The organism is Bradyrhizobium sp. CIR18, from assembly GCF_014198295.1.
GTDB lineage: Bacteria > Pseudomonadota > Alphaproteobacteria > Rhizobiales > Xanthobacteraceae > Bradyrhizobium.
Genome location: NZ_JACIHF010000007.1, coordinates 127501 through 153190, shown reverse-complemented (window position 1 = coordinate 153190; position 25690 = coordinate 127501). Strand labels below are relative to the sequence as shown.

At 64.1% G+C, this 25690-nt stretch carries 18 protein-coding genes, 2 tRNA genes, 2 rRNA genes and 1 riboswitch (1 of these 23 cut by a window edge); of the genes, 13 read left to right on the top strand and 9 right to left on the bottom strand.

The window, feature by feature from the left end; translation table 11 throughout:
• Positions 1-36: 36 nt before the first annotated feature.
• Positions 37-918: an MJ0042-type zinc finger domain-containing protein gene (locus GGD65_RS22750; RefSeq protein ID WP_183236673.1), complete on the bottom strand. Its 882-nt coding sequence runs from the start codon at positions 916-918 to the stop codon at positions 37-39.
• A 161-nt stretch (positions 919-1079) separates the two neighbouring features.
• On the opposite strand from GGD65_RS22750, the gene ftsE reads away from it, so the two are divergent.
• From ftsE to GGD65_RS22730, 4 genes are all read left to right on the top strand, one after another.
• Positions 1080-1739, top strand: coding sequence for a cell division ATP-binding protein FtsE (ftsE, locus tag GGD65_RS22745; RefSeq protein WP_183236672.1), 660 nt, complete (start codon positions 1080-1082; stop codon positions 1737-1739).
• A complete protein-coding gene (locus tag GGD65_RS22740) occupies positions 1732-2700 on the top strand; it encodes an ABC transporter permease (RefSeq protein WP_018316252.1) in 969 nt (322 codons plus the stop codon). The genes ftsE and GGD65_RS22740 overlap by 8 nt, the downstream gene beginning before the upstream one ends.
• Before the next feature lie 102 nt (positions 2701-2802).
• A complete protein-coding gene (locus GGD65_RS22735; RefSeq protein WP_018316251.1) occupies positions 2803-3507 on the top strand; it encodes a YdcF family protein in 705 nt (234 codons plus the stop codon).
• A 23-nt stretch (positions 3508-3530) separates the two neighbouring features.
• Positions 3531-4304, top strand: a complete 774-nt coding sequence (locus tag GGD65_RS22730) for a 1-acyl-sn-glycerol-3-phosphate acyltransferase (RefSeq protein WP_018316250.1) — start codon at positions 3531-3533, stop codon at positions 4302-4304.
• 97 nt (positions 4305-4401) lie between these two features.
• On the opposite strand, the gene GGD65_RS22725 is transcribed toward GGD65_RS22730, so the two are convergent.
• Entirely contained in the window at positions 4402-5010 is a 609-nt protein-coding gene (locus GGD65_RS22725; protein WP_026201635.1) for a gamma-glutamylcyclotransferase, read from the bottom strand.
• A gap of 110 nt (positions 5011-5120) precedes the next feature.
• On the opposite strand from GGD65_RS22725, the gene GGD65_RS22720 reads away from it, so the two are divergent.
• On the top strand, positions 5121-6305 hold the full coding sequence (locus GGD65_RS22720; protein WP_183236671.1) for a DUF2125 domain-containing protein: 1185 nt from the start codon (positions 5121-5123) through the stop codon (positions 6303-6305).
• A 105-nt stretch (positions 6306-6410) separates the two neighbouring features.
• Here the strand turns inward: GGD65_RS22720 and GGD65_RS22715 are convergent, their stop codons facing one another.
• Genes GGD65_RS22715 through GGD65_RS22705 form a run of 3 tightly spaced genes read right to left on the bottom strand, consistent with a single transcriptional unit; the run spans position 6411 to position 9325 of the window.
• Positions 6411-7346, bottom strand: a complete 936-nt coding sequence (locus GGD65_RS22715) for a prephenate/arogenate dehydrogenase family protein (protein WP_183236670.1) — start codon at positions 7344-7346, stop codon at positions 6411-6413.
• Entirely contained in the window at positions 7343-8440 is a 1098-nt protein-coding gene (hisC, locus tag GGD65_RS22710) for a histidinol-phosphate transaminase (protein WP_183236669.1), read from the bottom strand. Before hisC ends, GGD65_RS22715 begins: the two co-directional genes overlap by 4 nt.
• Before the next feature lie 36 nt (positions 8441-8476).
• Positions 8477-9325 (bottom strand): chorismate mutase, encoded by an 849-nt coding sequence (locus GGD65_RS22705; RefSeq protein ID WP_183236668.1) that lies wholly within the window; start codon positions 9323-9325, stop codon positions 8477-8479.
• A gap of 156 nt (positions 9326-9481) precedes the next feature.
• Positions 9482-9561, top strand: a riboswitch (SAM riboswitch).
• Positions 9562-9652: 91 nt separating this feature from the next.
• On the opposite strand from GGD65_RS22705, the gene GGD65_RS22700 reads away from it, so the two are divergent.
• Together GGD65_RS22700 and metW are read left to right on the top strand one after the other, a co-directional pair.
• Complete coding sequence (locus GGD65_RS22700) at positions 9653-10858, top strand: homoserine O-acetyltransferase (protein ID WP_026201634.1); 1206 nt, start codon at positions 9653-9655, stop codon at positions 10856-10858.
• A gap of 2 nt (positions 10859-10860) precedes the next feature.
• Entirely contained in the window at positions 10861-11523 is a 663-nt protein-coding gene (gene metW, locus GGD65_RS22695) for a methionine biosynthesis protein MetW (protein WP_018316242.1), read from the top strand.
• A 344-nt stretch (positions 11524-11867) separates the two neighbouring features.
• Here the strand turns inward: metW and GGD65_RS22690 are convergent, their stop codons facing one another.
• Entirely contained in the window at positions 11868-12728 is an 861-nt protein-coding gene (locus GGD65_RS22690; protein WP_183236667.1) for an alpha/beta fold hydrolase, read from the bottom strand.
• A 216-nt stretch (positions 12729-12944) separates the two neighbouring features.
• Between GGD65_RS22690 and GGD65_RS22685 the strand changes: the two genes are divergently transcribed.
• Positions 12945-13604, top strand: coding sequence for a TIGR02594 family protein (locus GGD65_RS22685; RefSeq protein ID WP_183236666.1), 660 nt, complete (start codon positions 12945-12947; stop codon positions 13602-13604).
• A gap of 140 nt (positions 13605-13744) precedes the next feature.
• On the opposite strand, the gene GGD65_RS22680 is transcribed toward GGD65_RS22685, so the two are convergent.
• Positions 13745-14533 carry an MOSC domain-containing protein gene (locus GGD65_RS22680; RefSeq protein ID WP_183236665.1) on the bottom strand — a complete coding sequence of 263 codons (789 nt, stop codon included), beginning with the start codon at positions 14531-14533 and terminating at the stop codon, positions 13745-13747.
• A 239-nt stretch (positions 14534-14772) separates the two neighbouring features.
• Here GGD65_RS22680 and clpB point away from each other — a divergent pair, with 239 nt between their 5' ends.
• Complete coding sequence (gene clpB / locus GGD65_RS22675) at positions 14773-17412, top strand: ATP-dependent chaperone ClpB (RefSeq protein ID WP_179731856.1); 2640 nt, start codon at positions 14773-14775, stop codon at positions 17410-17412.
• A gap of 93 nt (positions 17413-17505) precedes the next feature.
• Here the strand turns inward: clpB and GGD65_RS22670 are convergent, their stop codons facing one another.
• Together GGD65_RS22670 and GGD65_RS22665 are read right to left on the bottom strand one after the other, a co-directional pair.
• Positions 17506-19125 (bottom strand): SMP-30/gluconolactonase/LRE family protein, encoded by a 1620-nt coding sequence (locus GGD65_RS22670; protein WP_183236664.1) that lies wholly within the window; start codon positions 19123-19125, stop codon positions 17506-17508.
• A 152-nt stretch (positions 19126-19277) separates the two neighbouring features.
• Positions 19278-21341, bottom strand: coding sequence for a M23 family metallopeptidase (locus tag GGD65_RS22665; protein ID WP_026201632.1), 2064 nt, complete (start codon positions 21339-21341; stop codon positions 19278-19280).
• Positions 21342-22495: 1154 nt separating this feature from the next.
• On the opposite strand from GGD65_RS22665, the gene GGD65_RS22660 reads away from it, so the two are divergent.
• The 4 genes from GGD65_RS22660 to GGD65_RS22645 all read left to right on the top strand — a co-directional run.
• Positions 22496-23984: ribosomal RNA gene (locus GGD65_RS22660) — 16S ribosomal RNA — on the top strand.
• A 192-nt stretch (positions 23985-24176) separates the two neighbouring features.
• A tRNA-Ile gene (locus tag GGD65_RS22655) sits at positions 24177-24253 on the top strand.
• Positions 24254-24362: 109 nt separating this feature from the next.
• Positions 24363-24438, top strand: a tRNA-Ala gene (locus GGD65_RS22650).
• Between the two features lie 414 nt (positions 24439-24852).
• Positions 24853-25690: ribosomal RNA gene (locus GGD65_RS22645) — 23S ribosomal RNA — on the top strand (it continues 2008 nt past the right edge of the window).
• Together the 16S and 23S rRNA genes with 2 tRNA genes alongside form the textbook arrangement of a ribosomal RNA operon.

Genomic DNA, 25690 nt, shown 5'->3' with positions numbered 1-25690 from the left:
CAACTTTCGGACCAACCTCGGTACCGGGCGGCGCAATTATACGCTGCCGCCGGCAATGTCGCGCCGGTTGAAGAAGCGAACGTCGATATTGCGGCCTTCCGGCGGCGGCGAGGCCAGGCGGGAGCGGAAGAAGGCGCGCTCGCCGGGCCGCAGCACGGTCTGCTCCAGCACCGTATTCCAGGCGTAGATCTCCGCGCCTTGCCCGTCGCGCACGGCAAAGCGCAGCCGCGGAATGTCGAGCGGCTTCTTGCCCTCGCCGACGATCACGCCCTCGATCACCAGCACCTGCTTACCGTCCACGGTCTCGCTGGACAGCTTCACGTCCTTGAAGGCGAGGCCCCGCAGGTTCACCTCGAGCCCGACCATCTTGTAGAAGGCGGCGGTCTGCGGCAGCAGCCGCACCATGTCGCCGCGCCAGATCACCAGCGCCAGCACCAGCGCGCCCAAGGCGGCGCAGGCGGTCGGCAGGCCGAAATGGGATTTTTTGGGCGACGCGGTGGCGACCGGACGGCTCACCCGCGCGCCGCGGCGGCCGAACAGACCGCGGAACCAGGACTGGTGCTGCGCGCCGACGACCTCCTCCTCGGCTTCCCGGGCCGCCGCGGACCACTCGTCCTCGGTTTCCTTGGGGGCCTCTTCATCGGGCCAGTCGCTGGCGATCGAGGGACTGTCGACGACAGGTGTGTCAGTGGCGCTGTCGTCCTTGGCATAGGAGTTCCACTGCTCGGCAAGGTCGGTTTGGTCGTCGGCCTGGCTGGCCGCGGCCATGGCCGGGACGGATGCCTCCTCGATGGCATCCTCGGCGTGGGCGATCCAGGTCTCCTTGCAGCGGGAACAGCGGACCGCCCGTCCGTTCGCCCCAAGGCTCGCGAGCTTGATGGCGTAGGATGTCATACAATGGGGGCAGACGATATGCATGGACGGGCCTCGACGATGACCCAGTCGCGCCGAACCGGGCACCCTGGATGCTACAAGGCGACCGTTAACGAACCGGAAACCATAACGGCGGCAAAACCCGTTGGTCGCGTATGGCGGAGCGCAGCAGTGCGACCCGCGTCCCCTCTCGAACGGAGCTGAGCTTGGTTCGGTTCGAAAATGTCGGATTGCGTTACGGTCTGGGGCCGGAGATCCTGCGCGACCTCAGCTTCCAGATCCCGGCGCATTCGTTCCAGTTCCTCACCGGCCCCTCGGGTGCCGGCAAGACCTCGCTGCTGCGCCTGTTGTTCCTGTCGCACCGTCCGACGCGGGGACTTGTCAATCTGTTCGGCCACGACATCTCGCGTCTCGGCAAGGACGAGATCTCCGATTTGCGCAAGCGCATCGGCATCGTGCTGCAGGATTTCCGCCTGCTCGATCACATGACGACCTACGAGAACGTGGCGCTGCCGTTCCGCGTCATGGGCCGCAGCGAGTCGAGCTATCGCAAGGAGGTGATCGACCTGCTGCGCTGGGTCGGGCTCGGCGACCGCATGGACGCGCTGCCGCCGATCCTGTCGGGCGGCGAGAAGCAGCGCGCGGCGATCGCGCGCGCCGTGATCTCGCGGCCGCAACTGCTGCTCGCGGACGAGCCGACCGGCAGCGTCGACCCGACGCTGGGACGTCGCCTGCTGCGGCTCTTCATCGAGCTCAACAAATCGGGTACCGCCGTCATCATCGCGACCCACGACATCGGCCTGATGGACCAGTACGAGGCCCGGCGGCTGGTGCTGCACCAGGGACGGTTGCACGTCTATGAGTAGGACCGACGAGCGCGGCGTGTTGGTCGACCTCGGACAGGAGCGTCCGCAGCTTCCGGCCAACGCGCGCAACATGTCGCCGATCGTGCCGCGCGCCTCGATCCAGGGCCGCGCGCTGGTCGCCGTCGTCGCCATCATGACCTTCCTGGCGTCGATGACCACGGGCACGGTGCTATTGGTGAGCGCCTCCGCCGCGGAATGGCAGTCGGACGTCGCCAGCGAAATCACCATCCAGGTTCGCCCGCAGGCCGGCCGCGATCTCGAACGCGACACCGCGGCTGTGACGGAGGCGATGCGCGCGCAAGCCGGCGTCGTCGAGGTCAAGCCGTTCACCCGGGAGGAGAGTGGCAAGCTGCTCGAGCCCTGGCTCGGCACCGGGCTGTCGATGGACGACCTCCCGGTGCCGCGCATGATCATCGCGCGTGTGCAACCTGGCACGCTGCTCGATCTTGGCGCCTTGCGCGCGCGCGTGACCCAGGTCGCGCCAAGTGCCAGCGTCGACGATCACCGCGCCTGGATCGAGCGGATGCGCTCGATGACCAACGCCACCGTGCTCGCCGGCCTCGGCATCCTCGCGCTGGTCATCATCGCCACCATCATCTCGGTCTCGTTCGCGACCCGTGGCGCCATGGCGGCGAACCGTCCGATCGTCGAGGTGCTGCATTTCGTCGGTGCCGGCGACCGCTACATCGCCAATCACTTCCTGCGTCATTTCCTGAGGCTGGGCCTCGAGGGCGGCGTGATCGGCGGCGGCGCCGCCATGCTGGTGTTCGGCTTCTCCGAGTCGATCGCCGGCTGGTTTTCCGGTACCCCCGTCGGCGACCAGTTCGCCGCGCTGCTCGGCACCTTCTCGCTGCGGCCGTCCGGCTACATCGTGCTCGCGGCCCAGGCCGTGCTGATCGGCGCCATCACCGCGGTGGCCTCACGCCAGACCCTGTTTGCGACGTTGAACGATGTTGATTGAGTTCTTTCTTCCGTTCTCCCGCAGGAGAGGGCGAAGAAACCGGACTCCACTTCGCCTCAAAACCTTTTAAAATCACCTCAGGGAAGGGATCATCGACATCATATGACCTCGCCGACCGACGATCGATCGCCGAACCTGCCGCGCGGCTGGCTGCGCGCGGCCGTGGTGTCGACGATTGCGCTCGCCTTCGTCGGCGCGGCGGCGGGCTTCATCGCGTTCCTGTCGCAATTGCGCGGCGCCGAGATCGCCCCAAGCCGCAAGGCAGACGGCATCGTGGTCCTGACCGGCGGCTCCTCGCGGGTGTCGGACGCGATGGAGCTGCTCGCCGCCGGCTACGGCAGGCGGCTCCTGATCTCCGGCGTGCACCCGACGTCGACGGCGAGCGACATCTCCCGGACCTTGCCGGAGAACCAGTCCTTCATGACCTGTTGTGTCGATCTCGACCGCACCGCGCTCTCGACCCGCGGCAATGCGGCGGAGGCGCGGCGCTGGGCCGACGGCCGCCGGTTCAAGTCGCTGATCGTGGTCACCTCGAACTATCACATGCCGCGCGCGCTGGTGGAATTCTCGCATGCGATGCCGCAGACGACGCTGATCCCGTTCGCGGTGGTCGGCGACAAATGGCGCGAGGAGCCGTGGTGGACATCGGCGTCCACCTTGCGGCTGCTGCTGTCGGAATATGTCAAGTACGTCGCGGCCGAGCTCAGGGTGCGGCTGGAGGATTTCGGGATTGACCTTTCGCCCGAGATGTCGGAGCAGCCTGCAGGTCAGCAGCCAAAGCGGCCTGCCACCGCACAGGCCAATTGATCGGCAAATTAATCGGATCGTCGATGTTCCTGATTTTCCTGCGCTCGCTCGTGTTCAACGTGCTGTTCTACGCCGTGCTGGTCTGCCTCGCGATCGTGGCGCTGCCGACCTTCGCATTGCCGCCGCGCGCCATGCTGACGGTCGCGCAATGGTGGGCCAAGGCGACGCTGGTCCTGATGCGCGTGGTCTGCAACATCAAGGTCGAATTCCGCGGTGTCGAGAACATCCCGCAGGGGCCGCTTGTGATCGTGGCAAAGCACCAGTCGTTCTGGGAGACCTTCGTGCTGCCCGGCTTCTTCAATCGTCCGATCTTCATCCTCAAGCGTCAGCTCATGCAGATCCCGGTGTTCGGCCAGTTCCTGGTCAAGACCGGGATGATCGCGATCGACCGCAAGGCCGGCGTGAAGGCGCTCTTGGACATGACGCGGCGGGCGCGCGAGGCGGTGCGCTCGGGCCGGCAGCTCGTCATCTTTCCGGAAGGCACGCGCCGCGCGCCGGGCGCGCCGCCCGACTACAAGACCGGCTTCGCGCAGATCTATTCGTCCTGCGGCGTGCCGTGTCTGCCGATCGCGCTCAACTCCGGCCTGTTCTGGCCCCGCCGCACCTTCATGCGCTATCCCGGCACGCTCGTGGTGGAATTCCTCGATCCGTTGCCATCGGGCCTGCCGAAGGATGAGTTTCTCTCCCGTGTGCAGACGGCGATCGAAGAGGCAACCGGCCGCCTCGTCGAGGCCGGCCGCAAGGAGCAGGAGCAACTGATTGGCGCCTCGCCGAGTTACGCCCCGTCGGAGAGCTAAAGCGCGATGAGATTAGGATGAATCGTCATCGCGCTTTAGTTTATTGTTTGAGCATGATCTTTCCGGAAAACCGCTGCGCACTTTTCCGGATCATGCTCTAGCGGCTCTCTCGATCGTCGCGAGCCGGCGGGTGCAGGGAATGCGCCTCCCCATGCAGCATGGTCGCGAGCTGATGCAATTGCGTATCGCGAAAACCTTCGGCCTCGATCGCCTTCACCGTCGCGGTGACATAGTCGCGATTGGCGCCGGACTGGCCGTGGCCCTGGACGACATGGCGGTGCTGCTCGGCGAGCGAGAGGCGGCCGGCATATTGCACATGGCCGCGGTCGACGACATAGGCGAGCGCGGAGACGCGCTGGCGCGCATCGTTCTCCAGCCACACCGAGCGCATCACCTCGCGATAGACCGAGGTGACCTGCTCGCGCGCCCGCAAATACGCGACCACGTCGGTGCGGTTCTTTTCAGCGACGCGAAAGGCGATGCCGCGGCAGGCGCCGCCGCGGTCGAGTCCGAGCACCAGGCCCGGCTTCTCCGGTGTGCCGCGATGGACGAAGGAATAGACGCAGAGCGCCCGGTGCTCGCCGACCAGCCGTGCCGGGACGCGCTCCTCGAAGTCGAAGCCCGGCCGCCACATCAGCGAGCCGTAGCCGAACACCCAGAGGTCGCCCGTGGCTGTGGTGACGGAGGGGAGGGTGATTTCGGACATTTCGGGCACGGCTACCAGAACCGCGCCCTCAAGCGAAGCGAATTCTCCGCCTTTCGTCGGGGGCGGGCCTCGCTTACATTTGCCAAAATCTGGGGCCAAAGGGTCGCCGCATGTCCAATATGACCGTTGCCGCAGGCCGCCGTTCCCGTTGGGGCCTTTTCATTGCCCCCGTCATCGTCCTGATCCTCGCCGTCGCCTGGAGCTGCTTCTGGTTCTACGCGGCCTCGCAGGCCGAAGTGGCCGCCGACGCGTGGCGGGCGCAGGAGGCCAAGTCGGGCCGCATCTATGATTGCGCCAAGCGCTCGATCGCCGGCTTCCCGTTCCGCTTCGAGGTCCAGTGCTCCGGCGCCAGCGTCGCCCTGGTCTCGCAGAATGCCAGCAAGACGCCGTTCACGGCCAAGCTCGACAACATCCTGGTCGTTGCCCAGGTGTACGATCCCAAGCTCGTCATCGCCGAATTCTCAGCGCCCGCGACGCTGACCGACGGCGTCACGCAGAACACCTTCGTGGTGAACTGGAGCAAGGGCCGCAGCAGCGTGGTCGGCCTGCCGGCCGTGCCGGACCGCGCCTCCATCGTGTTCGACGATCCCAACATCAATCGTCTCGACGGCAGCATGCAGGTGCCGCTCGCGCGCGCCAAGCAGGTCGAGCTGCACGGACGCCTCGCGGATGGCTCGCCGGCCGATCATCCCGTGATCGAGACCGTGCTCCATGTCGCGCAGGGCAGCATCCAGGGCGTTCATCCCCTGCTTGCCGAGCCGTTCGAGGCGGACACGCGCGCCAAGATCACGGGCCTGTCAGACCTGACGCCAAAGCCCTGGCCGCAGCGCTTCCGCGAGATCCAGGCCGCCGGCGGCCACATCGAGATCGTGCAGTCGCGGATTCAGCAGGGCGAGATGATCGCGGTTGCGGCCGGCACGCTCGCCCTCTCGGCCAACGGCCGGCTCCACGGCGAATTGCAGATGACGGTGACGGGGCTCGAGCGCGTGATCCCGGCGCTGGGCATCGAGAAGATGCTGGAGGAGGGTGTGCCGCAGGCCACGCTCGACCGCGTCGCGCCCGGGGTGAAGTCGCAGGACCTCAACAATCTGTTCGGCGCGCTCGATCGCGCCGTTCCCGGCCTCGGCAAGGTGATCAAGCAGAACGCCAATGCCGGCGTTGCCGCCGGCATCAACTCGATCGGCACCGAGAGCATGCTGGAAGGCAAGAAGGCGAGAAGCTTCCCGCTGAAGTTCGTCGACGGCGCCGTGCTGCTCGGCCCGGTCAAGGTCGGCCAGATCCCGCCGCTGTATTAGGTGGCGTAGCTGCCGTAGCCCGGATGGAGCGAAGCGCAATCCGGGACGGTGCCAGCCGCGATCAAGAATCCCGGATTACGCTTGCGCTCCATCCGGGCTACGAACTCACGGCTTCTTCAGCGCCCCGTGCTGGCGGCCGAAATCCGCGGCCGCCGAATCCTGGCCGATCTCGACGATGCCGCGGCGGATGGCGCGGGTGCGGGTGAAATGGTCGAACAGCGCCTCGCCGTCGCCGCGCCGGATCGCGCGGGTGAGTTTTGCGAGATCCTCGGTGAAGGTGCCGAGCATTTCCAGCACCGCCTCCTTGTTGGCGAGGAAGACGTCGCGCCACATCGTCGGATCGGACGCCGCGATGCGGGTGAAATCGCGGAAACCGCCGGCGGAGAACTTGATCACCTCGGACTCCGTCACCTGCGCCAGCTCGTCGGCGGTGCCGACGATGGTGTAGGCGATCAGATGCGGCAGATGGCTGGTGATCGCGAGCACGAGATCGTGATGATCCGGCGTCATGACCTCGACCTTGGCGCCCATCGCCGCCCAGAACGCGCGCAGGCGATCGGTCGCGGCCGCATCGACGCCTTCCGGCGGGGTGAGGATGCACCAGCGATTGATGAAGAGCTCGGCGAAACCCGAATCCGGCCCCGAATGCTCGGTGCCCGCGACGGGATGCGCCGGCACGAAATGAACGGTCTTCGGCAGATGCGGCGCCATGTCCCTGACGATGGCGCCCTTGACCGAGCCGACGTCAGAGATAATTGCGCCGGGCTTCAGATGCGCGGCGATCTCCTGCGCGACCTCGCCGCAGGCGCCGACGGGAATGCAGAGGATGACGAGATCGGCATCCTTCACCGCGTCCGCATTGGTCGCCACGACCTGGTCGACGATGCCGAGCTCCATCACACGCGCGCGCGTCTTCTCCGAGCGCGCGGTGGTGACGATCTCGTCCGCCAGGCCCTGGAGCTTCGCAGCGCGCGCGATCGAGCCGCCGATCAGGCCGAAGCCGATCAGCGCGACGCGCTGGAAGTGCGCTTGCTCGCTCATTTGCCGGCCATGAAGTCGCGCAGGCCTTCGACGACGAGGCGGTTGGCCTCCTCGGTGCCGATGGTCATGCGCAGCGAATGCGGCAGGCCGTAATTCTTCAAGCCGCGCAGCACGAGGCCGCGCTTGGTCAGGAAAGCGTCGGCGTCGTCAGCGGTCTTGCCCTTGTCGGTCGGGAAGTGGATCAGCACGAAATTGGCGACGCTCGGCGTCACCTTCAGTCCGAGCTTGCCGATCTCCTCGGTCAGCCAGTTGCGCCATGTCTCGGTGAATTGCTTCGACATCGCCTGGTGCGCGGTGTCCTCGATCGCGGCGACCGCGGCATACATCGCCGGTGTCGACACGTTGAAGGGGCCGCGGATGCGGTTGACCGCGTCGATGATGTGCTCGGGGCCGAACATCCAGCCGATGCGCAGTGCGGCGAGGCCGTGGATCTTGGAGAAGGTGTGCGTCACCACCGTATTCTCGGTGGTGGCGACCAGCTCGATCCCCATCTCGTAATCGTTGCGCGAGACGTAGTCGCAATAGGCGGCATCGAGCACCAGCAGCACGTGCGACGGCAGGCCGGCGCGCAGGCGCTTGACCTCGTCGAACGGCACATAGGTGCCGGTCGGATTGTTGGGATTGGCGAGCCAAACCAGCTTTGTCTTCGGCGTCACTGCCTTGAGGATGGCGTCGACGTCGCAGGTCAGATTGGTCTCCTGCGCGATGACGTTCTTGGCACCGACCGCCATGGTCGCGATCGGATAGACCAGGAAGCCGTGCGTGGTGGAGATCGCCTCGTCGCCGTGGCTGAGATAGGTGTGCGCCAGCAGATTGAGGATCTCGTCGGAGCCGGCGCCGCAGATGATGCGGTTGGGGTCGAGACCGAAGGAGCGGCCGATCGCCTCGCGCAACACGCGCGAGGTTCCTTCCGGATAGTCTTCCAGGTGGTCCGCCACGTGCTTGAAGGCCTCGATTGCCTTGGGCGAAGGCCCGAACGGCGTCTCGTTGGCCGACAGCTTGAACACCTTGCGGCCCGGCTCCGCGACCGGGCTCTTGCCGGGCGTGTAGGGCGCAATATCGAGAATGCCGGGATTCGGCACGGGGCGGGACATCTTGAACTCCGAAAATGGCGGGGCGCGGCGCGTGGTTTACGATTTCGCCCCGGTCGGGGGCACCGTATAGCGCGTTGCGTGGCTGCCGACGAGGGCCGTGGAGCGCACCGAGGCCCCCGCCTCGATCAGGGCAGCCCTGATTTTGTCGATGCTGGTCGCATTCGTGACCGAGACCAGCAGCGCTGCGCCGTCGAAGGCGGTGTCGGGTACCGCCACGATCTCGGCGAGCGGCGAAAGGGCCCGCGCGACCTCGGCGTTCCAGCCGGAGACGCGGACGCTGAAGGTCTCGACCTCCGTCACCAGGGCGCTGTCGGCGACCCGCGAGATCGCGAACACCGGCAGCGCCGCCGGATGGTCGGCGCGCTCGACGAAGGGCATCCGCGCGATGATCTTCGGCGCGCCTTCCGTTTCGAGCAAGAGCCACCATGGCGTGCGGCTCGACGTCGCCGAGACCAGCGCCAGATCGCCCTTGGATTTCGCCACCGCCTCGACCGCGGCCTGTGCGCTGAAATGCGCGACGTAAGGCACCGTGAAGCCAAAATGGAAGCGCGCGGAATCGCGCATCGCCGGCTCACTCGCCGAGATGTCGGCATGCACCGAGAACGGCGCCTGCACGTAAGTGAACGTCGAGATGATGACGCGCCAGATGCTCTCGACCGTGTCGAGCGGCAGGATGCCGCGATGACGCTGCACGAGGTCACGCATCATGGCGGCCTCGCGCGCGGGGCGGAACGCCGAGCCGACCTCCTGGGTCTGCTTCACCTGGATCAGGCGATCGATGATGTCGCCGCGTTGCATCAGCAGGCGATGCATGCCCTCGTCGATCGCGTCGATCTCCTTGCGCAGTTCCTGGAGCGATGGTGGCGCGGGCGGACGTTGGGACATGTCTGGCTGTCGATGGTTTCGATGGGGGATGTCCTGATTAGGCAGTCGGGACGGCGAAAGCAAAGAGAAATCACGTCCTTTTCGGATGACGCGAGAGAGACGAATTGGGCCGATCCCGGCCGCGACTTGACGAAAACCACCCAAGACGGTAGTTTTTGCCCGTTCCGTGGTCATTTGAGCCGGCCGGCTTGCAGCCACGTTAAAAAACTCGCTAAACAGGCCGGGGACGCTTCCGATCCCGGCCGAACCTATCGTTCAGGCCGGGTTTTTCATGGCCTGATGCAAGTGGCGATCACGCGTTTGATCGCAAACGAGGTCGATGGTCAGATGGGTGGCGTCAAGTCGATACCGAGTCCTGCGATCAGCGCCGACGAGCGGTCGCACGAGGTGGATCATCCAAGCTCGCAGATCGCGCATTTCGGCGCCGAGCAGCCGCTGCGGCTCGATTGCGGCGTCGATCTCACCCCGTTCCAGATCGCCTACCAGACCTATGGCGAGCTCAACGCCGATCGCTCCAACGCGGTGCTGATCTGCCATGCGCTGACCGGCGATCAACATGTCGCCAATGTGCATCCCGTCACCGGCAAGCCCGGCTGGTGGGAGACGTTGGTCGGCCCTGGACGTCCGATTGATCCCAAGCACTACTTCATCATCTGCTCCAACGTGATCGGCGGCTGCATGGGCTCGACCGGGCCGGCCTCGATCAATCCTGCCACCGGCAAGGTCTGGGGCCTGGATTTCCCGGTCATCACCATCCCCGATATGGTGCGTGCGCAGGCGATGCTGGTCGACCGGCTCGGCGTCGACACGCTGTTTGCGGTGGTCGGCGGCTCGATGGGCGGCATGCAGGTACTGCAATGGACCGCCGCCTATCCGGGCCGCGTGTTCTCCGCGCTGGCGATTGCCTGCGCGACTCGGCACTCGGCGCAGAACATCGCCTTCCACGAGCTCGGCCGCCAGGCCGTGATGGCCGATCCCGACTGGCACGGCGGCGGCTATGCCGATCACGGCATCCATCCGCATCGCGGGCTCGCGGTGGCGCGGATGGCGGCGCACATCACCTATCTCTCGGATGCGGCGCTGCATCGAAAATTCGGCCGGCGCATGCAGGACCGCGAGCTGCCGACCTTCTCGTTCGACGCCGACTTCCAGGTCGAGAGCTATCTGCGCTACCAGGGCTCGTCCTTCGTCGAGCGCTTCGATGCCAACTCGTACCTCTATCTGACGCGCGCGATGGACTATTTCGACATCGCCGCCGACCAAGGCGGCGTGCTCGCCAAGGCGTTCGTCGACATCAAGACCCGCTTCTGCGTGGTCTCCTTCACCAGCGACTGGCTGTTTCCGACCTCGGAATCGCGCGCGCTGGTGCACGCGCTGAATGCATCGAGCGCGCGGGTGTCGTTCGCCGAGATCGAGACCGATCGCGGCCATGACGCCTTCCTGCTCGACGTTCCCGAATTCTTCGACATCTCCCGCGCCTTCCTGCAATCCGCCGGCAAGGCGCGCGGGCTCACCGGCAAGAAGGACGGCTAGCGATGTCTGTACAGGAAGCGCTGCCGCTGAACGGCGTGACGACCACCTCGTCCGGTCAATATCGCGCCGATCATCTGCTGGTCGCCGAGATGGTGAAGCCCGGCTCGAAGGTGCTCGACGTCGGCTGCGGCGAGGGCGATCTGCTCCAGCTGCTGGAGACGCGCGGCATCGACGGCCGCGGCATCGAGCTGTCGCGCGAGGGCGTCAATCGCTGCGTCGCCAAGGGCCTTGCGGTGGTGCAGGGCGACGCCGACACCGATCTCGTCAATTATCCGGATGACGCCTTCGACTATGTGATCCTGTCGCAGACGCTGCAGGCGACGCGGCAGCCGCGCGTGGTGCTGGAGAATCTGCTGCGCATCGGCCGCCGCGCCATCGTCTCGTTCCCGAATTTCGGTTTCTGGAAGATGCGGCTGCAGCTCCTGGTCGGCGGCCACATGCCGCGCACCGAGAATTTGCCGGCGACATGGTACGACACCGCCAACATCCATTTCTGCACCATCAAGGATTTCGTGCAGCTCTGCGACGAGATCAACGTCAAGATGGAGCGCTCGGTCGCGCTCGATCTCTACGGCCGCCCGGTGCCGCTGAATCTGCCCTGGTGGGTGTGGAACATGTTCGGCGAGCAGGCGGTGTTCTTGCTCAGCCGCGGCGGGGGGAAGTAGTTTTTCTCGCCTGCTGCGGCCTGACCCGTCATCCTGAGGCGCGAGTGGCGCGATGCGAAGCATCGCGCCGGGAGCCTCGAAGGATGAGCGGCCGAGTGTTTCGGCGTGCTCATCTCTCGCTGTGGCGAGAGCGTGGCCGTCGCCCTTCGAGGGCCGCTGAAGAAGCGGCCACCTCAGGGTGACGGAGTTGAGAGCGCGGGGCGTTTCATAGTGCAGACCTAACCGAACCCCGTAGCCCGGATGAAGCGCAGCGCAATCCGGGGCAAGTCGCGCCGCGTTGACAATCCCGGATTACGCTTTCGCTCCATCCGGGCTACGCGACGGAGTATTTGCTGCGCCTGTGCCTAATGCGCCAGCGACCTGGGATCACGCACCGGCCATCGCCCGGCCTCAACCAGCGCCACGAAGCGCTCCACGCTCGCGTTGAACAGCGCGGGCTCTTCGAGATTGAGCACGTGGCCCGACTTCGGAAACATCGCCAGCCCCGCCGCAGGCAGATGCTTCTTCAGGAACAGGCTCGGTCCGACGCATAGATCGTCCTCGTCGCCGCAGATGATCAGCGCCGGCGTCGATGCGCGCTTGATCGCATCCGTCATCGTGTAAATCGAGGGGCGGCGGCCCTGGAAGCCGCGCATCGTGCGTGCCGACCCCTTGGCGTCGTGGCGCGCCAGCGCGGCGTAGAAATCGGCGTGGCCGCGGGGATCCTTCACCAGGAAGGGAATCCGGCTCGGCGCCTCGCGCGTGACTTTCGCGACCTCGGCGGAGCCCAGCGTCTCGAACTGCTCGGCATTGGCGCGGCACTGCTTGCGCCAGGCCTCCAGGTTCTCGATCTCCGAGCCGGAGCCGACGCCGGCCAGCGTCATCGACAACGCGCGCTGCGGCGCGTTGAGCCCGATCTGGAGCGAGGAGTAGGCGCCCATCGACAGGCCGACCAGATGCGCGCGCTCAATCTTGAGATGATCGAGCACCGCGAGCGCATCGCTATAGAAATGCGTGTAGCTGTAAACCTCGCCCTCCGGCACGTCCGACGGCGTGTAGCCGCGCGCCGAATAGGTGATGCAGCGGTGGCCGCGCGAGAAGTAACGCATCTGCGGCTCCCAATTGGTGTAGTCGGCCGCGAACTCGTGCAGAAAAATGATCGGCGTTCCCTGACCCGCTTCCTCAAAATAGATGCGGACGTCGTCCCTGGTCGTGGCGTGGGGCATTAACCGTTTCCCTCTCTTCAAGCCGCCTTTGCAGGATTGCAGTTAATGCTGTTGTCCGCAATGCGGCGGCCTCGATCAGTGTCGGCGCAAAATCATCACAGCTATTCGCAGGCAGCCCGCGTCTTTTTCTCGCCACATCGGACGGCTTAACGGCCAGACCGATGTCGGCCGTTGCACGGGCCGATCGGGAAGTGGGGTGTCAACGAAGGATGAAGAATGTTTGAGTTGTTTGCGTCTCGCCTGTCGCGTTGTGTAGTCGCGCTGGCGATCTTCTTCGCGGCGGTTGCCGCGTTCGTTTCTCCGGCCTCAGCGCGGCCGCATCATCGTCATAGCGCAGAGCGGCACGCACACGTGCACCACGCCAGACATCATCATTACCGCCACCATGCACGCAGCTCGCGCTTCGAGCGCAGCGCGGCGCAGTTGCGGGCGAGCGGATTCGCCGACACCCAGGCGAGCTATGATCCGAACGCCAACAGCGGCGGCATGGCCAACAACACCATGGCTGCAAGCGGCGGCTTCGGCGGCGGATCGAGCCTGGTGTCCGAGGCGCGCCGCTATGTCGGCGGCAATCCGACCGGGCGCGGCAGCCTGTGGTGCGCGCGCTTCATGAACATGGTGCTGGAGCATACCGGCCATAAGGGCTCAGGCTCCGACATGGCGAGCTCGTTCGCCCGCTACGGCACCCGCGTCTCCGGTCCGCAGGTCGGCGCCATCGCAGTGATGTCGCGCGGTCGCCGCGGCGGTCATGTCGGCATCATTACCGGCATCGATGCACAGGGCAATCCGATCATGATCTCCGGCAACAACGGCAACCGCGTCCGCGAGGCGCCGGTCTCGCGCGGCCGGATCTACGCATATTTGATGCCGAACTAAGGACGGAGCCGTAGGGTGGGAACTTGCGCCGTGCCCACCATCTCTCTCCGTCGCAGATATTGCGTGGGCACGCTTCCGCCGTCGCTCTTCGAGCTATGGCGGACAAGTCGCTTTGCCCACCCTACGGTACCGGTGCCGGCTCAAACCAGCTTCGGCTCTTCCACCGCGACCGCATCGCCGACGCTGATCTCGCCACCTTCGATCACCTCGGCATAGATGCCGCAGTCCATGTGGCCGAGATTGCGCGAGAGCGTCGGCGGTATCTCGAGATCGCGCTTGGCCGTCACCGGGTCGACATTGGTGGCCGGGCAGCGGACGATGCGCTTGACCACTTTCAGGCGCGCCGCGCCGATCGCCAGCGTCTGGCCGACGAGATCGAGCTCTGACCAGGCCGGCCAGCCCTTCACGTAGAGATTGGCGCGGAAGCGCAGCGGATGCACGGCGGTCCCGCCCAGCATGGTCTCGATGGCGCGGACGCTGCCGAGATTGATGATGGAGACCACCTTCCGGGCGACGTCGGAGAAGCTGTGATCGCGGCCGGACAGCAGCTTCGGCGGGCCCTTCAGCTCCGGCTGGAAATTTTCCGCGAAGTAGCGCTCGATGGCGGCGCGCCCGACCGCGGTTTCCAGATCGCCGCTGGCGACGATCTGGCCGTCCTTGCGGATGGTCAAGACATGGGTGGCATCGTCGAAGCGGCTGTCGAGCTCGGCAAGCCGCTCATTTCGTGCGAGCATCAGAAACTGGATTTTCGGCTTCCACTCGGGCGCCTCGGGATCGAAGCCGCTCGGGCCATTCTCGATGGCGTAGCGGCGGTCGGCGGGCAGGGTCTGGCCGGTCCGCAAGGGGACGCGGCGCAGGGCCTCCGGCGTCAGGCCCTTGATCGGGTAGCGGTAAAGGCCGGTGATTTCGGCAGTCTGGCTGGCTGTCATGACGCTACTTAAGGGATTCGACCTGGCCCCGCCAAGCCGACGGATCGGCGCACGAAATTGTGAACGCGCCTCTTTCGCATCCGCAACCTGCTTCCCACATCTGGCTCAGGCCGGCGGCAACGCCGACAGAAGACGACCGTTACCGGTTGAGAAACGTCAATGCGGTAATCGGAAACCCAATGAAGATGCCGTTTGGGGTGCCTTAGAGGGCCCTGAGGGCAGGCCGAGGGACAGAAAAGATGAATATCGACAAATACACCGAACGCTCCAGGGGCTTCGTCCAGTCAGCGCAGTCGCTCGCGATGCGCGAGGGGCACCAGCAGTTCTCCACCCTGCACGTGCTCAAGGTCCTGCTGGACGACAATGAGGGGCTGGCTTCCGGTCTGATCGACCGCGCCGGCGGCAATTCCCGCGCAATCCTGAAGGCGACCGAGGATGCCCTCGGCAAGGTGCCGAAGGTCAGCGGTGGCGGCGCCGGCCAGATCTATCTGGCGCCCGAGCTCGCCCGCACTTTTGATGCCGCCGAAAAGGCCGGCGAGAAGGCTGGCGACAGCTTCGTCACCGTCGAGCGGCTGCTGCTCGGCCTGACGCTGGAAAAAACCAGCGAGGCCGGCACCATCCTCGCCAAGGGCGGCGTCACCCCGCAAAACCTCAATGCGGCGATCGAGGCGCTGCGCAAGGGCCGCACGGCCGACAGCGCGACCGCCGAGAACGCCTATGACGCGCTGAAGAAATATGCCCGCGACCTGACCCAGGCCGCGCGCGACGGCAAGCTCGATCCGGTGATCGGCCGCGACGAGGAAATCCGCCGTACGATCCAGGTGCTGTCGCGCCGGACCAAGAACAATCCCGTCCTGATCGGCGAGCCCGGCGTCGGCAAGACCGCCATCGCGGAAGGGTTGGCGCTGCGCATCGTCAACGGCGACGTGCCGGAGAGCCTGAAGGACAAGAAGCTGCTCTCGCTCGACCTCGGCGCGCTGATCGCGGGCGCAAAATACCGCGGTGAGTTCGAGGAGCGGTTGAAGGCCGTGCTCCAGGAGGTGACCGCGAGCGAGGGCACCTACGTTCTCTTCATCGACGAGATGCACACCCTGATCGGCGCCGGCAAAGGCGACGGCGCGATGGACGCCTCCAATCTGCTCAAGCCCGCGCTCGCCCGCGGCGAGCTGCACTGCATCGGCGCGACCACGCTCGACGAGTACCAGAAGCACGTCGAGAAGGACGCCGCGCTGGCGCGGCGCTTCCAGCCGATCTTCGTCAGCGAGCCTTCGGTCGAGGACACCATTTCGATCCTGCGCGGCCTCAAGGACAAGTACGAGCAGCACCACGGCGTGCGGATCACGGATTCCGCGCTGGTGGCCGCGACGACGCTGTCGAACCGCTACATCACCGACCGCTTCCTGCCCGACAAGGCGATCGACCTGATGGACGAGGCGGCTGCGCGGCTGAAGATGCAGGTCGATTCCAAGCCGGAAGAGCTGGATTCGCTCGACCGCGAGATCATCCGGCTCAAGATCGAGCAGGAAGCTCTCAAGAAGGAAAGCGATCCCGGCTCCAAGTCCCGTCTCGAGGCGCTCCAGAAAGAGCTCGCCGAGCTCGAGGAGAAGTCCGCGGCGCTGACGGCACGCTGGAGCGCGGAGAAGAACAAGCTCTCCAACGCCCAGAAGCTGAAGTCGGAGCTTGACGCGCTGCGCGTCGATCTCGCCGACGCCCAGCGTCGCGGCGAATTCCAGAAGGCCGGCGAGCTCGCCTATGGCCGGATCCCGCAGCTCGAGAAGCAGCTTGCGGATATCGAGGCGCGTGAAGGCTCCGGCGAGATGATGGAGGAGGCGGTCACCGCCAACCACATCGCGCAGGTGGTCTCGCGCTGGACCGGCGTGCCCGTCGACAAGATGCTGGAGGGCGAGAAGGAAAAGCTCCTGAAGATGGAGGAGCAGCTCGGCACCCGCGTCGTCGGCCAGGCCGAGGCCGTGCGCGCGGTCGCAACCGCCGTGCGTCGCTCGCGCGCGGGCTTGCAGGACCCGAACCGCCCCACGGGCTCGTTCATGTTCTTGGGGCCCACCGGCGTCGGCAAGACCGAGCTGACCAAGGCGCTCGCGGAGTATCTGTTCAACGACGAGACCGCGATGGTCCGCCTCGACATGTCCGAATACATGGAGAAGCACTCGGTCTCGCGGCTGATCGGTGCGCCTCCGGGCTATGTCGGTTATGACGAAGGCGGCGCGCTCACCGAGGCCGTGCGGCGCCGGCCCTACCAGGTGGTGCTGTTCGACGAGATCGAGAAGGCGCATCCTGACGTCTTCAACGTCCTGTTGCAGGTGCTCGACGACGGCCGCCTGACCGACGGCCAGGGCCGCACCGTCGACTTCCGCAACACGCTGATCATCATGACCTCGAACCTCGGTTCGGAATTCCTGGTGAACCAGCCGGAGGGCGAGGACACCTCGGCCGTGCGCGAGCAGGTGATGGCAATGGTGCGCGGGCATTTCCGCCCCGAATTCCTCAACCGCGTCGACGAGATCATCCTGTTCCACCGCTTGCAGCGGAGCGAGATGGGCCGGATCGTCGAGATCCAGTTCGCGCGGCTGCAGAGGCTGCTGACCGATCGCAAGATCGTGCTGACGCTCGATGCCGCCGGACGCGACTGGCTCGCCGCCAAGGGCTGGGATCCCGCCTACGGCGCAAGGCCGCTGAAGCGCGTGATCCAGCGTCACGTCCAGGACCCGCTCGCCGAGATGATCCTCGCCGGCGACGTCAGGGACGGCGATACTGTCGCGATCTCGTCCGAAGGCAACGTCCTGACCTTCAACGGCAAGGCGCCGCAGACCGCCGAGATCACCCAGTTCGAGGCGCCGGTGGCGAAGCGCAAGCTGAACTGAAACGCGGGCGGTCGCCGTTAAACATTATCGCCCCGGAGAGGTCATCCTCTCCGGGGCGAATTGTTCTTGCCCGGCTTGCCCCCCGGTCGATCGCTATTTCTTCGAGACCTTGTAGATCGCGTTCTCGATGTCGGACGAGAAGTAGATCACCCCCGTCGCCCCGACCGCCACGCCTGTCGGAATGTTGGTCGGCAACCCTCCAGGAGCGCCCGCGAGGCCGATCGGGAGATTGGCCGCGATCTCGGTGATCTTGCCGCTCTCCGGCGCGATCTCGATCAGCCGTTTGGCGCCGACTTCCGCAACGATCAGCTTGCCGTCGCTGCCGCGCGCAATGCCCTCCGGCATCTTCAGCTCCTTGGCGACCACAGTCTTTTCGCCGTTGCTGTCGATCTTCGAGACAGTGCCCGCAAAGGCGTCGGTGACGTAGACCTCGTCGGTCTTGCCACGAACGAGCCCGACCGGGCCCTCGAGGTCGCCGATCAGCGTGGTGCGATCCTTGCCGTGCTCACCGCTCACCTTGACCAGCGACTTGGTGCCGAGCTCGGCGACCAAAATGCTGCCGTCGGCGAGCACGATCGCATCATGCGGCGCCTTGAAGCCATGCAGCATGTCGCGCGTCGCGCCGGTCTTGGCGTCGATCACCTGCACCGTGCCGGTGAACCAGCTCGACAGCACCACGTCGTTGCCCCGCGCCGTCGCGCTCATGGGATATTCGAGCGTGGTGTCGGCGGCGTGCATGCGCGCCTTTTCGGTGACCTCGCCGGTCGCCCCATCCACCGTGCGATAGGCGAACACGTCGGCGAGGTGGATCGTATCCTTGCCGTTCTCCGAGGTGACGCCGATGCCGCCGGGCAAAGCGAGCTTGCCGATGATGATCTGCCTGGCCTGGCCGGTCGCGGGGTCGACCTCCTGGATGCCGTTGTCGGCCATGTTGGAGACGTAGATGCGGTCCTTGTCGTCGATGGCGAGATTGTCCAGTGACGGCTTCAATTGTGCGACCATGGTCTTGGCGCCCGATTTGGGATCGACGCGGACGAGCTGGCCGAGCGCGGTGTCGACCACAAAGAGATTGCCCTTGGAATCGAAGTTCACCGCGGCCGGGACCTTGAAGCCGTCGGCGACGACGGTCAGCTCGGACTTGTCGACGTCGACTTTTGCGACCTGGCCCTTGAACCAGAGCGGACCGTAGAGCTTGTCGTCGGGACCGAACTCGAAGCCGTTGAGGCCGCCCATCTTCTCCATGATCTGGCGCGGCGGCTTCACGCCCTCGACGTCGATCTCATAGAGCGTGTCGCCGAGGAAAACGGTGGTGGCGTAGAGCCTGCCGTCCTTGCGGAAGGCGAGCGAGTTGATGCCGGGAAGGCCGCTCGCGAGCTTCTTGATCGGGCCGTCGCCCTTGCGCGCATAGAGATCGCCGGTGAGGAATCCGGTCCAGGCCATGGTGCCGTCGGGCGCGAAGGCAATGTCGTCGGCCATTCCGATCGGCGAGGGGATTGCAACCTTGGCGGTACCGCCTGATATGTCGACCTCGTAGAGCGCCGCGCCGGCGACGCTGCCGGCGAACAGGTGGCCGGCCTTGTCGATGCCGAGCCCATGCACGCCATGGAACGCCGAGCCCTGGACCAGCTTGGTGACCTCCCAAGTCTCGGCCGATACGCTCGTGGTAGCGAAAAGGGCAGCGACGAATGCTGCGCAGGCGAGCCTGTTCTTCATGGCGAGACCTCCCGTTTTTTGGAAAGTATTCGCCCCTGGTGCCGCTTTGGCAAACAAAACTTGACGTTGAGCCGCCGCCAAGCGCGCCTCGCGCGAGAACGTCCAATTCGGATCGGATCTTGAGATGTCCGGCCGATGCCGACCGGTTGCAATTAGCGGTTGCTGACCTGCAACGGGCCGCCGGTCGCATCCGACATGCGGGCGATGGCGCCGCCGCGGCCGCTCATCATGCCGTCGAGCCGGTCGCGCTCCTTCTCGAAGCCTGCGAGCATCGGGCCCTCGAGCGAACGGCCGCGCGGCAGCTTCACACGCATCGGGTCGACGAAGCGGCCGTTGACCAGGATCTCGTAATGGACGTGCGGGCCGGTCGACAGGCCGGATGAGCCGACGAAGCCGATCACCTGGCCCTGCCGCACCTTCTTGCCGATCTCCATGCCCTTGGCGAACGCCGACATGTGGCCGTAGGCCGTCTCGTAGCCGTTGTTGTGCTTGATGCGGATATATTTGCCGTAGCCGCCTTCGGGGCCGGCCTTCTCGATCACGCCGTTGCCGGACGCGAAAATCGGCGTGCCGTAGGCGGTGGCCCAGTCGACGCCGGTGTGCATCTTCACATAGCCCAGGATCGGGTGGCGGCGGCCGCCGAAGCCGGAGCGCATGATGGCGTTGTTGACGGGCTTTCTGACCAGGAATTTCTTCGCGCTCTTGCCGGTCTCGTCATAGTAGTCGACGACGCCGTCGTCGGGGCTCTGGTAGCGGTAGTATTTCTTGGTCTCGCCGCCGACCGTGAGAGAGGCGAACAGCACGTCGTTCTTCTCCGTCGACGTCACGCCCTCGTCCTCGCCGGCGTAGAACACGTCGAAGGAATCGCCCGGCTGCACCTTGCGCTGGAAATCGACGTCGTAGGAGTAGATCTTGATCATGTCGTCGATGACCGGCATCGGCACTTTGTTGCGCATCGCGGTCTCGTAGATGCTCTGGTAGAGCCGCACGCCGGAGCCGTCGTCATCATCGTCGTCATCGCTGCTGGCGCTGGCCGCGGCATCGGCGACGGTGTTCATGCTGGAGACGTCGACCGCGACGTATTTGCCGAGATCGGACAGCGCCGCGATCGCCTCGACCATGGTCTCGTTGGCGACGACGACGCGATAGGGCTGGAGGCGGGCGCCAGGACTCGCCGGCGCCATCAGGATGCGGAGCTTCTCGCCGTCCTTGAGGCCGCCGTCGCGGCCGCGGGGGCCGAGCGTCGCGGTGATCGCCTTGATCTCGTCGGCGTTCGCGCCGAGATCGCGCAGCACCGAGGCGACGCTGTCGCCCTTCTTGACCAGATGGACGCGTTCGCCGTTGGGATTGCCGCCGGTGATCTGCTCCTTGGTCTTGGGCAGAAGCGTGACGTTTTCCGGCACCACGCGCGTCTCGAAGCCGGCATAGGGATCGGAGGGCGAAGCTTCGGCGGCGTAGGCGGTTCTGATGTCGGACGGGCCGGTCGCGCCGGAGACGTCGGCTGCGGCATTGGCGAGCGAGGCGTAGCGCACTCCGCCATTGCCGCGCCAGTTGGCGGCATCGCGCACCCGCATCAGGATGTCGTCGAGCGCCACCACCGCGGAAATCTTGGCCTTCGGCAGCACCGGCGACAGGTCCTTGGTGACAAAGGACACTTCGGCGTCGGGCTCGACCGCTTCGGGATTGTTGGGATCGTCGGACGCGGTCTTCGGATCGGAGCCGACATCGGTGAGCAGGCGCTGGGCGTTGAACGGCGGGATCTTCGCCGACAGGTCGCTCGTCGTCATCGACAGATTGCCGGCGATTCGGACGAAGGGGCGCACCCGCATCACGTCGCGGTTGCCGACGCGCGCCACCGTGGAGACGCGCATGATGTTGCGGGACGCCGTGGATTCGCTCGGTGGCGGCAGGCGGTCGCTCTTGTGCAGCGTGGCGGCGCGATCGGCGGCGCCGAATGCACCGCGCAACGCGCCCTCGACCCGCTCCGGCACCTTGGCGAAGGTCATCTCGCCGTCGAGCGATGCGAAAACGGCGCCGCCGATCAGGGCTGCGCCGCAGAGTCCGGTCAAGATTGTCCCGCTGAACCATTGCACCGAGACGCGGCGGCGGTCGATTACGGCGGCTTCAGAACCATCGACGGACAGCGGCGGCTCGTGGCCGAGATCGATGATCCCGGTCTCACGCCCGTAAGCGCCGCGTGATGTCCTGTGGTTCAACGCAAGTCCCCCAATCAACGACCCAAGATGCCCGCTTTCGAACCTCGTCCTGGTCGCCCTCTTGAAGGGGGATCGCCGGAAAAGGCAAGCCGCGCAGGCGTCCGTGCTCAGAAGGCCCCTCGGGTGGGGCCGGCCGAAATTACGAACAGCTGGACGGGTGAAGCTCTCTCGATGTCTCTCGAATGTCGGAGGAAGGCCGCGTCATCTGCAAGATCGCCTTCCTCTGACCCCATGAAAACCGCCGGCAGCCCCCACTGGCATCCCTGCGATTCAAGCTTGTCTCTTATCAGAACGCCGCGGGATTGTGGCTCAAGTACGGCGCCTGTCATCGAAAAAGTTTCCCGAACGGCCGGAGGGCGGGGGCCTCCCGAGAGGGTGCTGCAAGCTGCTTCCCACCGCGAAGGTACGGTAAGCCGCCCCTCAAGCCCTCCCCAAGTACCCTGTGTCGATCCCGACCCGCGCGCCAATCCACTCGCCAAGCCGTTCCCCATGTGGCTTCCGATGTGGCTTCCCAGGTGGCTCGCCAGGTTGCTTCCCTGTCCCACCCACAACCCCTCCCAGGTCGGCTCCGGAGCCCCCTGGGGCCCAAACTTTTTTCAAGTTTTTTCACCGGCCCGACCGGATCGGCGCATCTGCGGTCCTTGTAACCGCCTGGAAACACGTTGTTTTTCGCGACAATCCACCGTGCGACGATTTGTTGACAATGGGCGTTGACAATCCCGAGTGCGGGGGCCTATAACCCGACCACTGAGCGCGGCGCCGCCGGGTCACTGACCAAGGCGAGCGAACGCGCCACTGATGCTCCTCACCTTGTTGAGTGACACAACAGTCGACGTAAGTCGATTGGAGTTCATCCATCGTCGGTAAGGGTGTCGGAACCCTTCCTCTCAGGAAGGTTGGGGCCTCCACGGTCCCGGGCTGTTTGACAAGTGAAGATGAAGAAAGAGAAACGTGGACGGCGGAGTCCTTGCGGGTCTCGCTCCTGAAAAGCTTCGGCTTTTCTGGTCGGGACCGGACGAAAGACTTCGGCGGTACACGTTTCAAAGGAAACACCATCGTTGCCAGCGATGTGAATCGCAGGCAGCACATCGACTTCGGTCGATAATGGTGGGACCTCGTCAAACGTTGTGATCAGCCGGTTCAAAGTTCAAGTCCAACTTGAGAGTTTGATCCTGGCTCAGAGCGAACGCTGGCGGCAGGCTTAACACATGCAAGTCGAGCGGGCGTAGCAATACGTCAGCGGCAGACGGGTGAGTAACGCGTGGGAACGTACCTTTTGGTTCGGAACAACACAGGGAAACTTGTGCTAATACCGGATAAGCCCTTACGGGGAAAGATTTATCGCCGAAAGATCGGCCCGCGTCTGATTAGCTAGTTGGTGAGGTAATGGCTCACCAAGGCGACGATCAGTAGCTGGTCTGAGAGGATGATCAGCCACATTGGGACTGAGACACGGCCCAAACTCCTACGGGAGGCAGCAGTGGGGAATATTGGACAATGGGGGCAACCCTGATCCAGCCATGCCGCGTGAGTGATGAAGGCCCTAGGGTTGTAAAGCTCTTTTGTGCGGGAAGATAATGACGGTACCGCAAGAATAAGCCCCGGCTAACTTCGTGCCAGCAGCCGCGGTAATACGAAGGGGGCTAGCGTTGCTCGGAATCACTGGGCGTAAAGGGTGCGTAGGCGGGTCTTTAAGTCAGGGGTGAAATCCTGGAGCTCAACTCCAGAACTGCCTTTGATACTGAAGATCTTGAGTTCGGGAGAGGTGAGTGGAACTGCGAGTGTAGAGGTGAAATTCGTAGATATTCGCAAGAACACCAGTGGCGAAGGCGGCTCACTGGCCCGATACTGACGCTGAGGCACGAAAGCGTGGGGAGCAAACAGGATTAGATACCCTGGTAGTCCACGCCGTAAACGATGAATGCCAGCCGTTAGTGGGTTTACTCACTAGTGGCGCAGCTAACGCTTTAAGCATTCCGCCTGGGGAGTACGGTCGCAAGATTAAAACTCAAAGGAATTGACGGGGGCCCGCACAAGCGGTGGAGCATGTGGTTTAATTCGACGCAACGCGCAGAACCTTACCAGCCCTTGACATGTCCAGGACCGGTCGCAGAGATGTGACCTTCTCTTCGGAGCCTGGAACACAGGTGCTGCATGGCTGTCGTCAGCTCGTGTCGTGAGATGTTGGGTTAAGTCCCGCAACGAGCGCAACCCCCGTCCTTAGTTGCTACCATTTAGTTGAGCACTCTAAGGAGACTGCCGGTGATAAGCCGCGAGGAAGGTGGGGATGACGTCAAGTCCTCATGGCCCTTACGGGCTGGGCTACACACGTGCTACAATGGCGGTGACAATGGGATGCTAAGGGGCGACCCTTCGCAAATCTCAAAAAGCCGTCTCAGTTCGGATTGGGCTCTGCAACTCGAGCCCATGAAGTTGGAATCGCTAGTAATCGTGGATCAGCACGCCACGGTGAATACGTTCCCGGGCCTTGTACACACCGCCCGTCACACCATGGGAGTTGGTTTTACCTGAAGACGGTGCGCTAACCCGCAAGGGAGGCAGCCGGCCACGGTAGGGTCAGCGACTGGGGTGAAGTCGTAACAAGGTAGCCGTAGGGGAACCTGCGGCTGGATCACCTCCTTTCTAAGGATGATCCTTCAGCGAGCTTCGGCTCACTATCGGATCGTTTTAGAAACATCAGTGGCCAACAATCGTCAGGATTGTTGAGCTGCATTGGCGGGATTTCGCCGTCTTCGTTTCTCTTTCTTCGCGGACGAACACGCGCTGGGGCTGCAAGCTTGCAGAATCCCTGGTCCTTGACTGGATATGCGTTAGGGGCTTGTAGCTCAGTTGGTTAGAGCGCGCGCTTGATAAGCGTGAGGTCGGAAGTTCAAGTCTTCCCAGGCCCACCAGCCTTCGCGCTTCGCTGCTTCGGCTAGGCGAGCCCTTCGATATGAAGGCTGCCGTGCCGTAGCCTTGGCGAAGGCAGGCTAATCAAGCAAGCATTCGTCTTCTGGTTACGGGGCCATAGCTCAGCTGGGAGAGCGCGTGCTTTGCAAGCATGAGGTCGTCGGTTCGATCCCGTCTGGCTCCACCAGATGGTTTGATCATCGACTGATCGTGCACCTACAATCGTCCGCGAAACATCACTTCGCATCTTGTTAGTCTGGATAGACAGCAAGTTGCGTGATTTCTGACATCGTAAAGAGGAGATCGATCCGAGTTGGATCGTGCAGCAAGCAATTGCTACGCGAGACTTCATTATCTCCGGATCATTTCGGCGCTCGTGCGTCTTTCAAGAGTAGCTCACAAGGCTGCGCTGGAAAGACAAGCGAGTTGTAAATGATCCTTTTAGCGAAGCTTGACCGCCTCGCTATCGGAACGATCTTACGAAGCAAGCTGGTCTTTCTAATCATTGTCCGGCTGCAGATAGCGTTCATCGAGGGCGCGTGCCGCAAGGTAATTCTGCAGACAACATTCTGCCGAGTGTGTGGACATTGATAATGAGAGCAATCAAGTGCCTTAAGGGTGTTCGGTGGATGCCTTGGCGCTGAGAGGCGATGAAGGACGTGCTACGCTGCGATAAGCCGTGGGGAGCTGCGAAGAAGCTTTGATCCATGGATTTCCGAATGGGGAAACCCACCTTCGATAGCCGGAACTCCAAGACCTTGTGTCTTGGTGTTCGACCAGAAATGATCGGGACCATGACCGCGAGGTTTTGGATTTCCGGTTATCAAGAGAAGGTATGAGACTTCTGAATACATAGGAGGTTTCAAGCAAACCCAGGGAACTGAAACATCTAAGTACCTGGAGGAAAGGACATCAACAGAGACTCCGTTAGTAGTGGCGAGCGAACGCGGACCAGGCCAGTGATACATCAAAGACAATCGGAACCAGTCAGGAAAGCTGGGCCTCAGAGGGTGATAGCCCCGTACGAGTAATTCGATGATGTATCCACGAGTAAGGCGGGACACGTGAAATCCTGTCTGAACGCGGGGGGACCACCCTCCAAGCCTAAGTACTCCTCAGCGACCGATAGTGAACCAGTACCGTGAGGGAAAGGTGAAAAGCACCCCGACGAGGGGAGTGAAATAGACCTGAAACCGGACACCTACAAACAGATGGAGCCCAAGATTCGTTCTGGGTGACATCGTACCTTTTGTATTATGGGCCAGCGACTTAATTTAACGAGCAAGCTTAAGCCGATAGGCGAAGGCGTAGCGAAAGCGAGTCTGAATAGGGCGTCAAGTTCGTTGTATTAGACCCGAAACCTAGTGATCTAGCCATGAGCAGGTTGAAGGTGAGGTAACACTCACTGGAGGACCGAACGGGTGCCTGTTGAAAAAGGC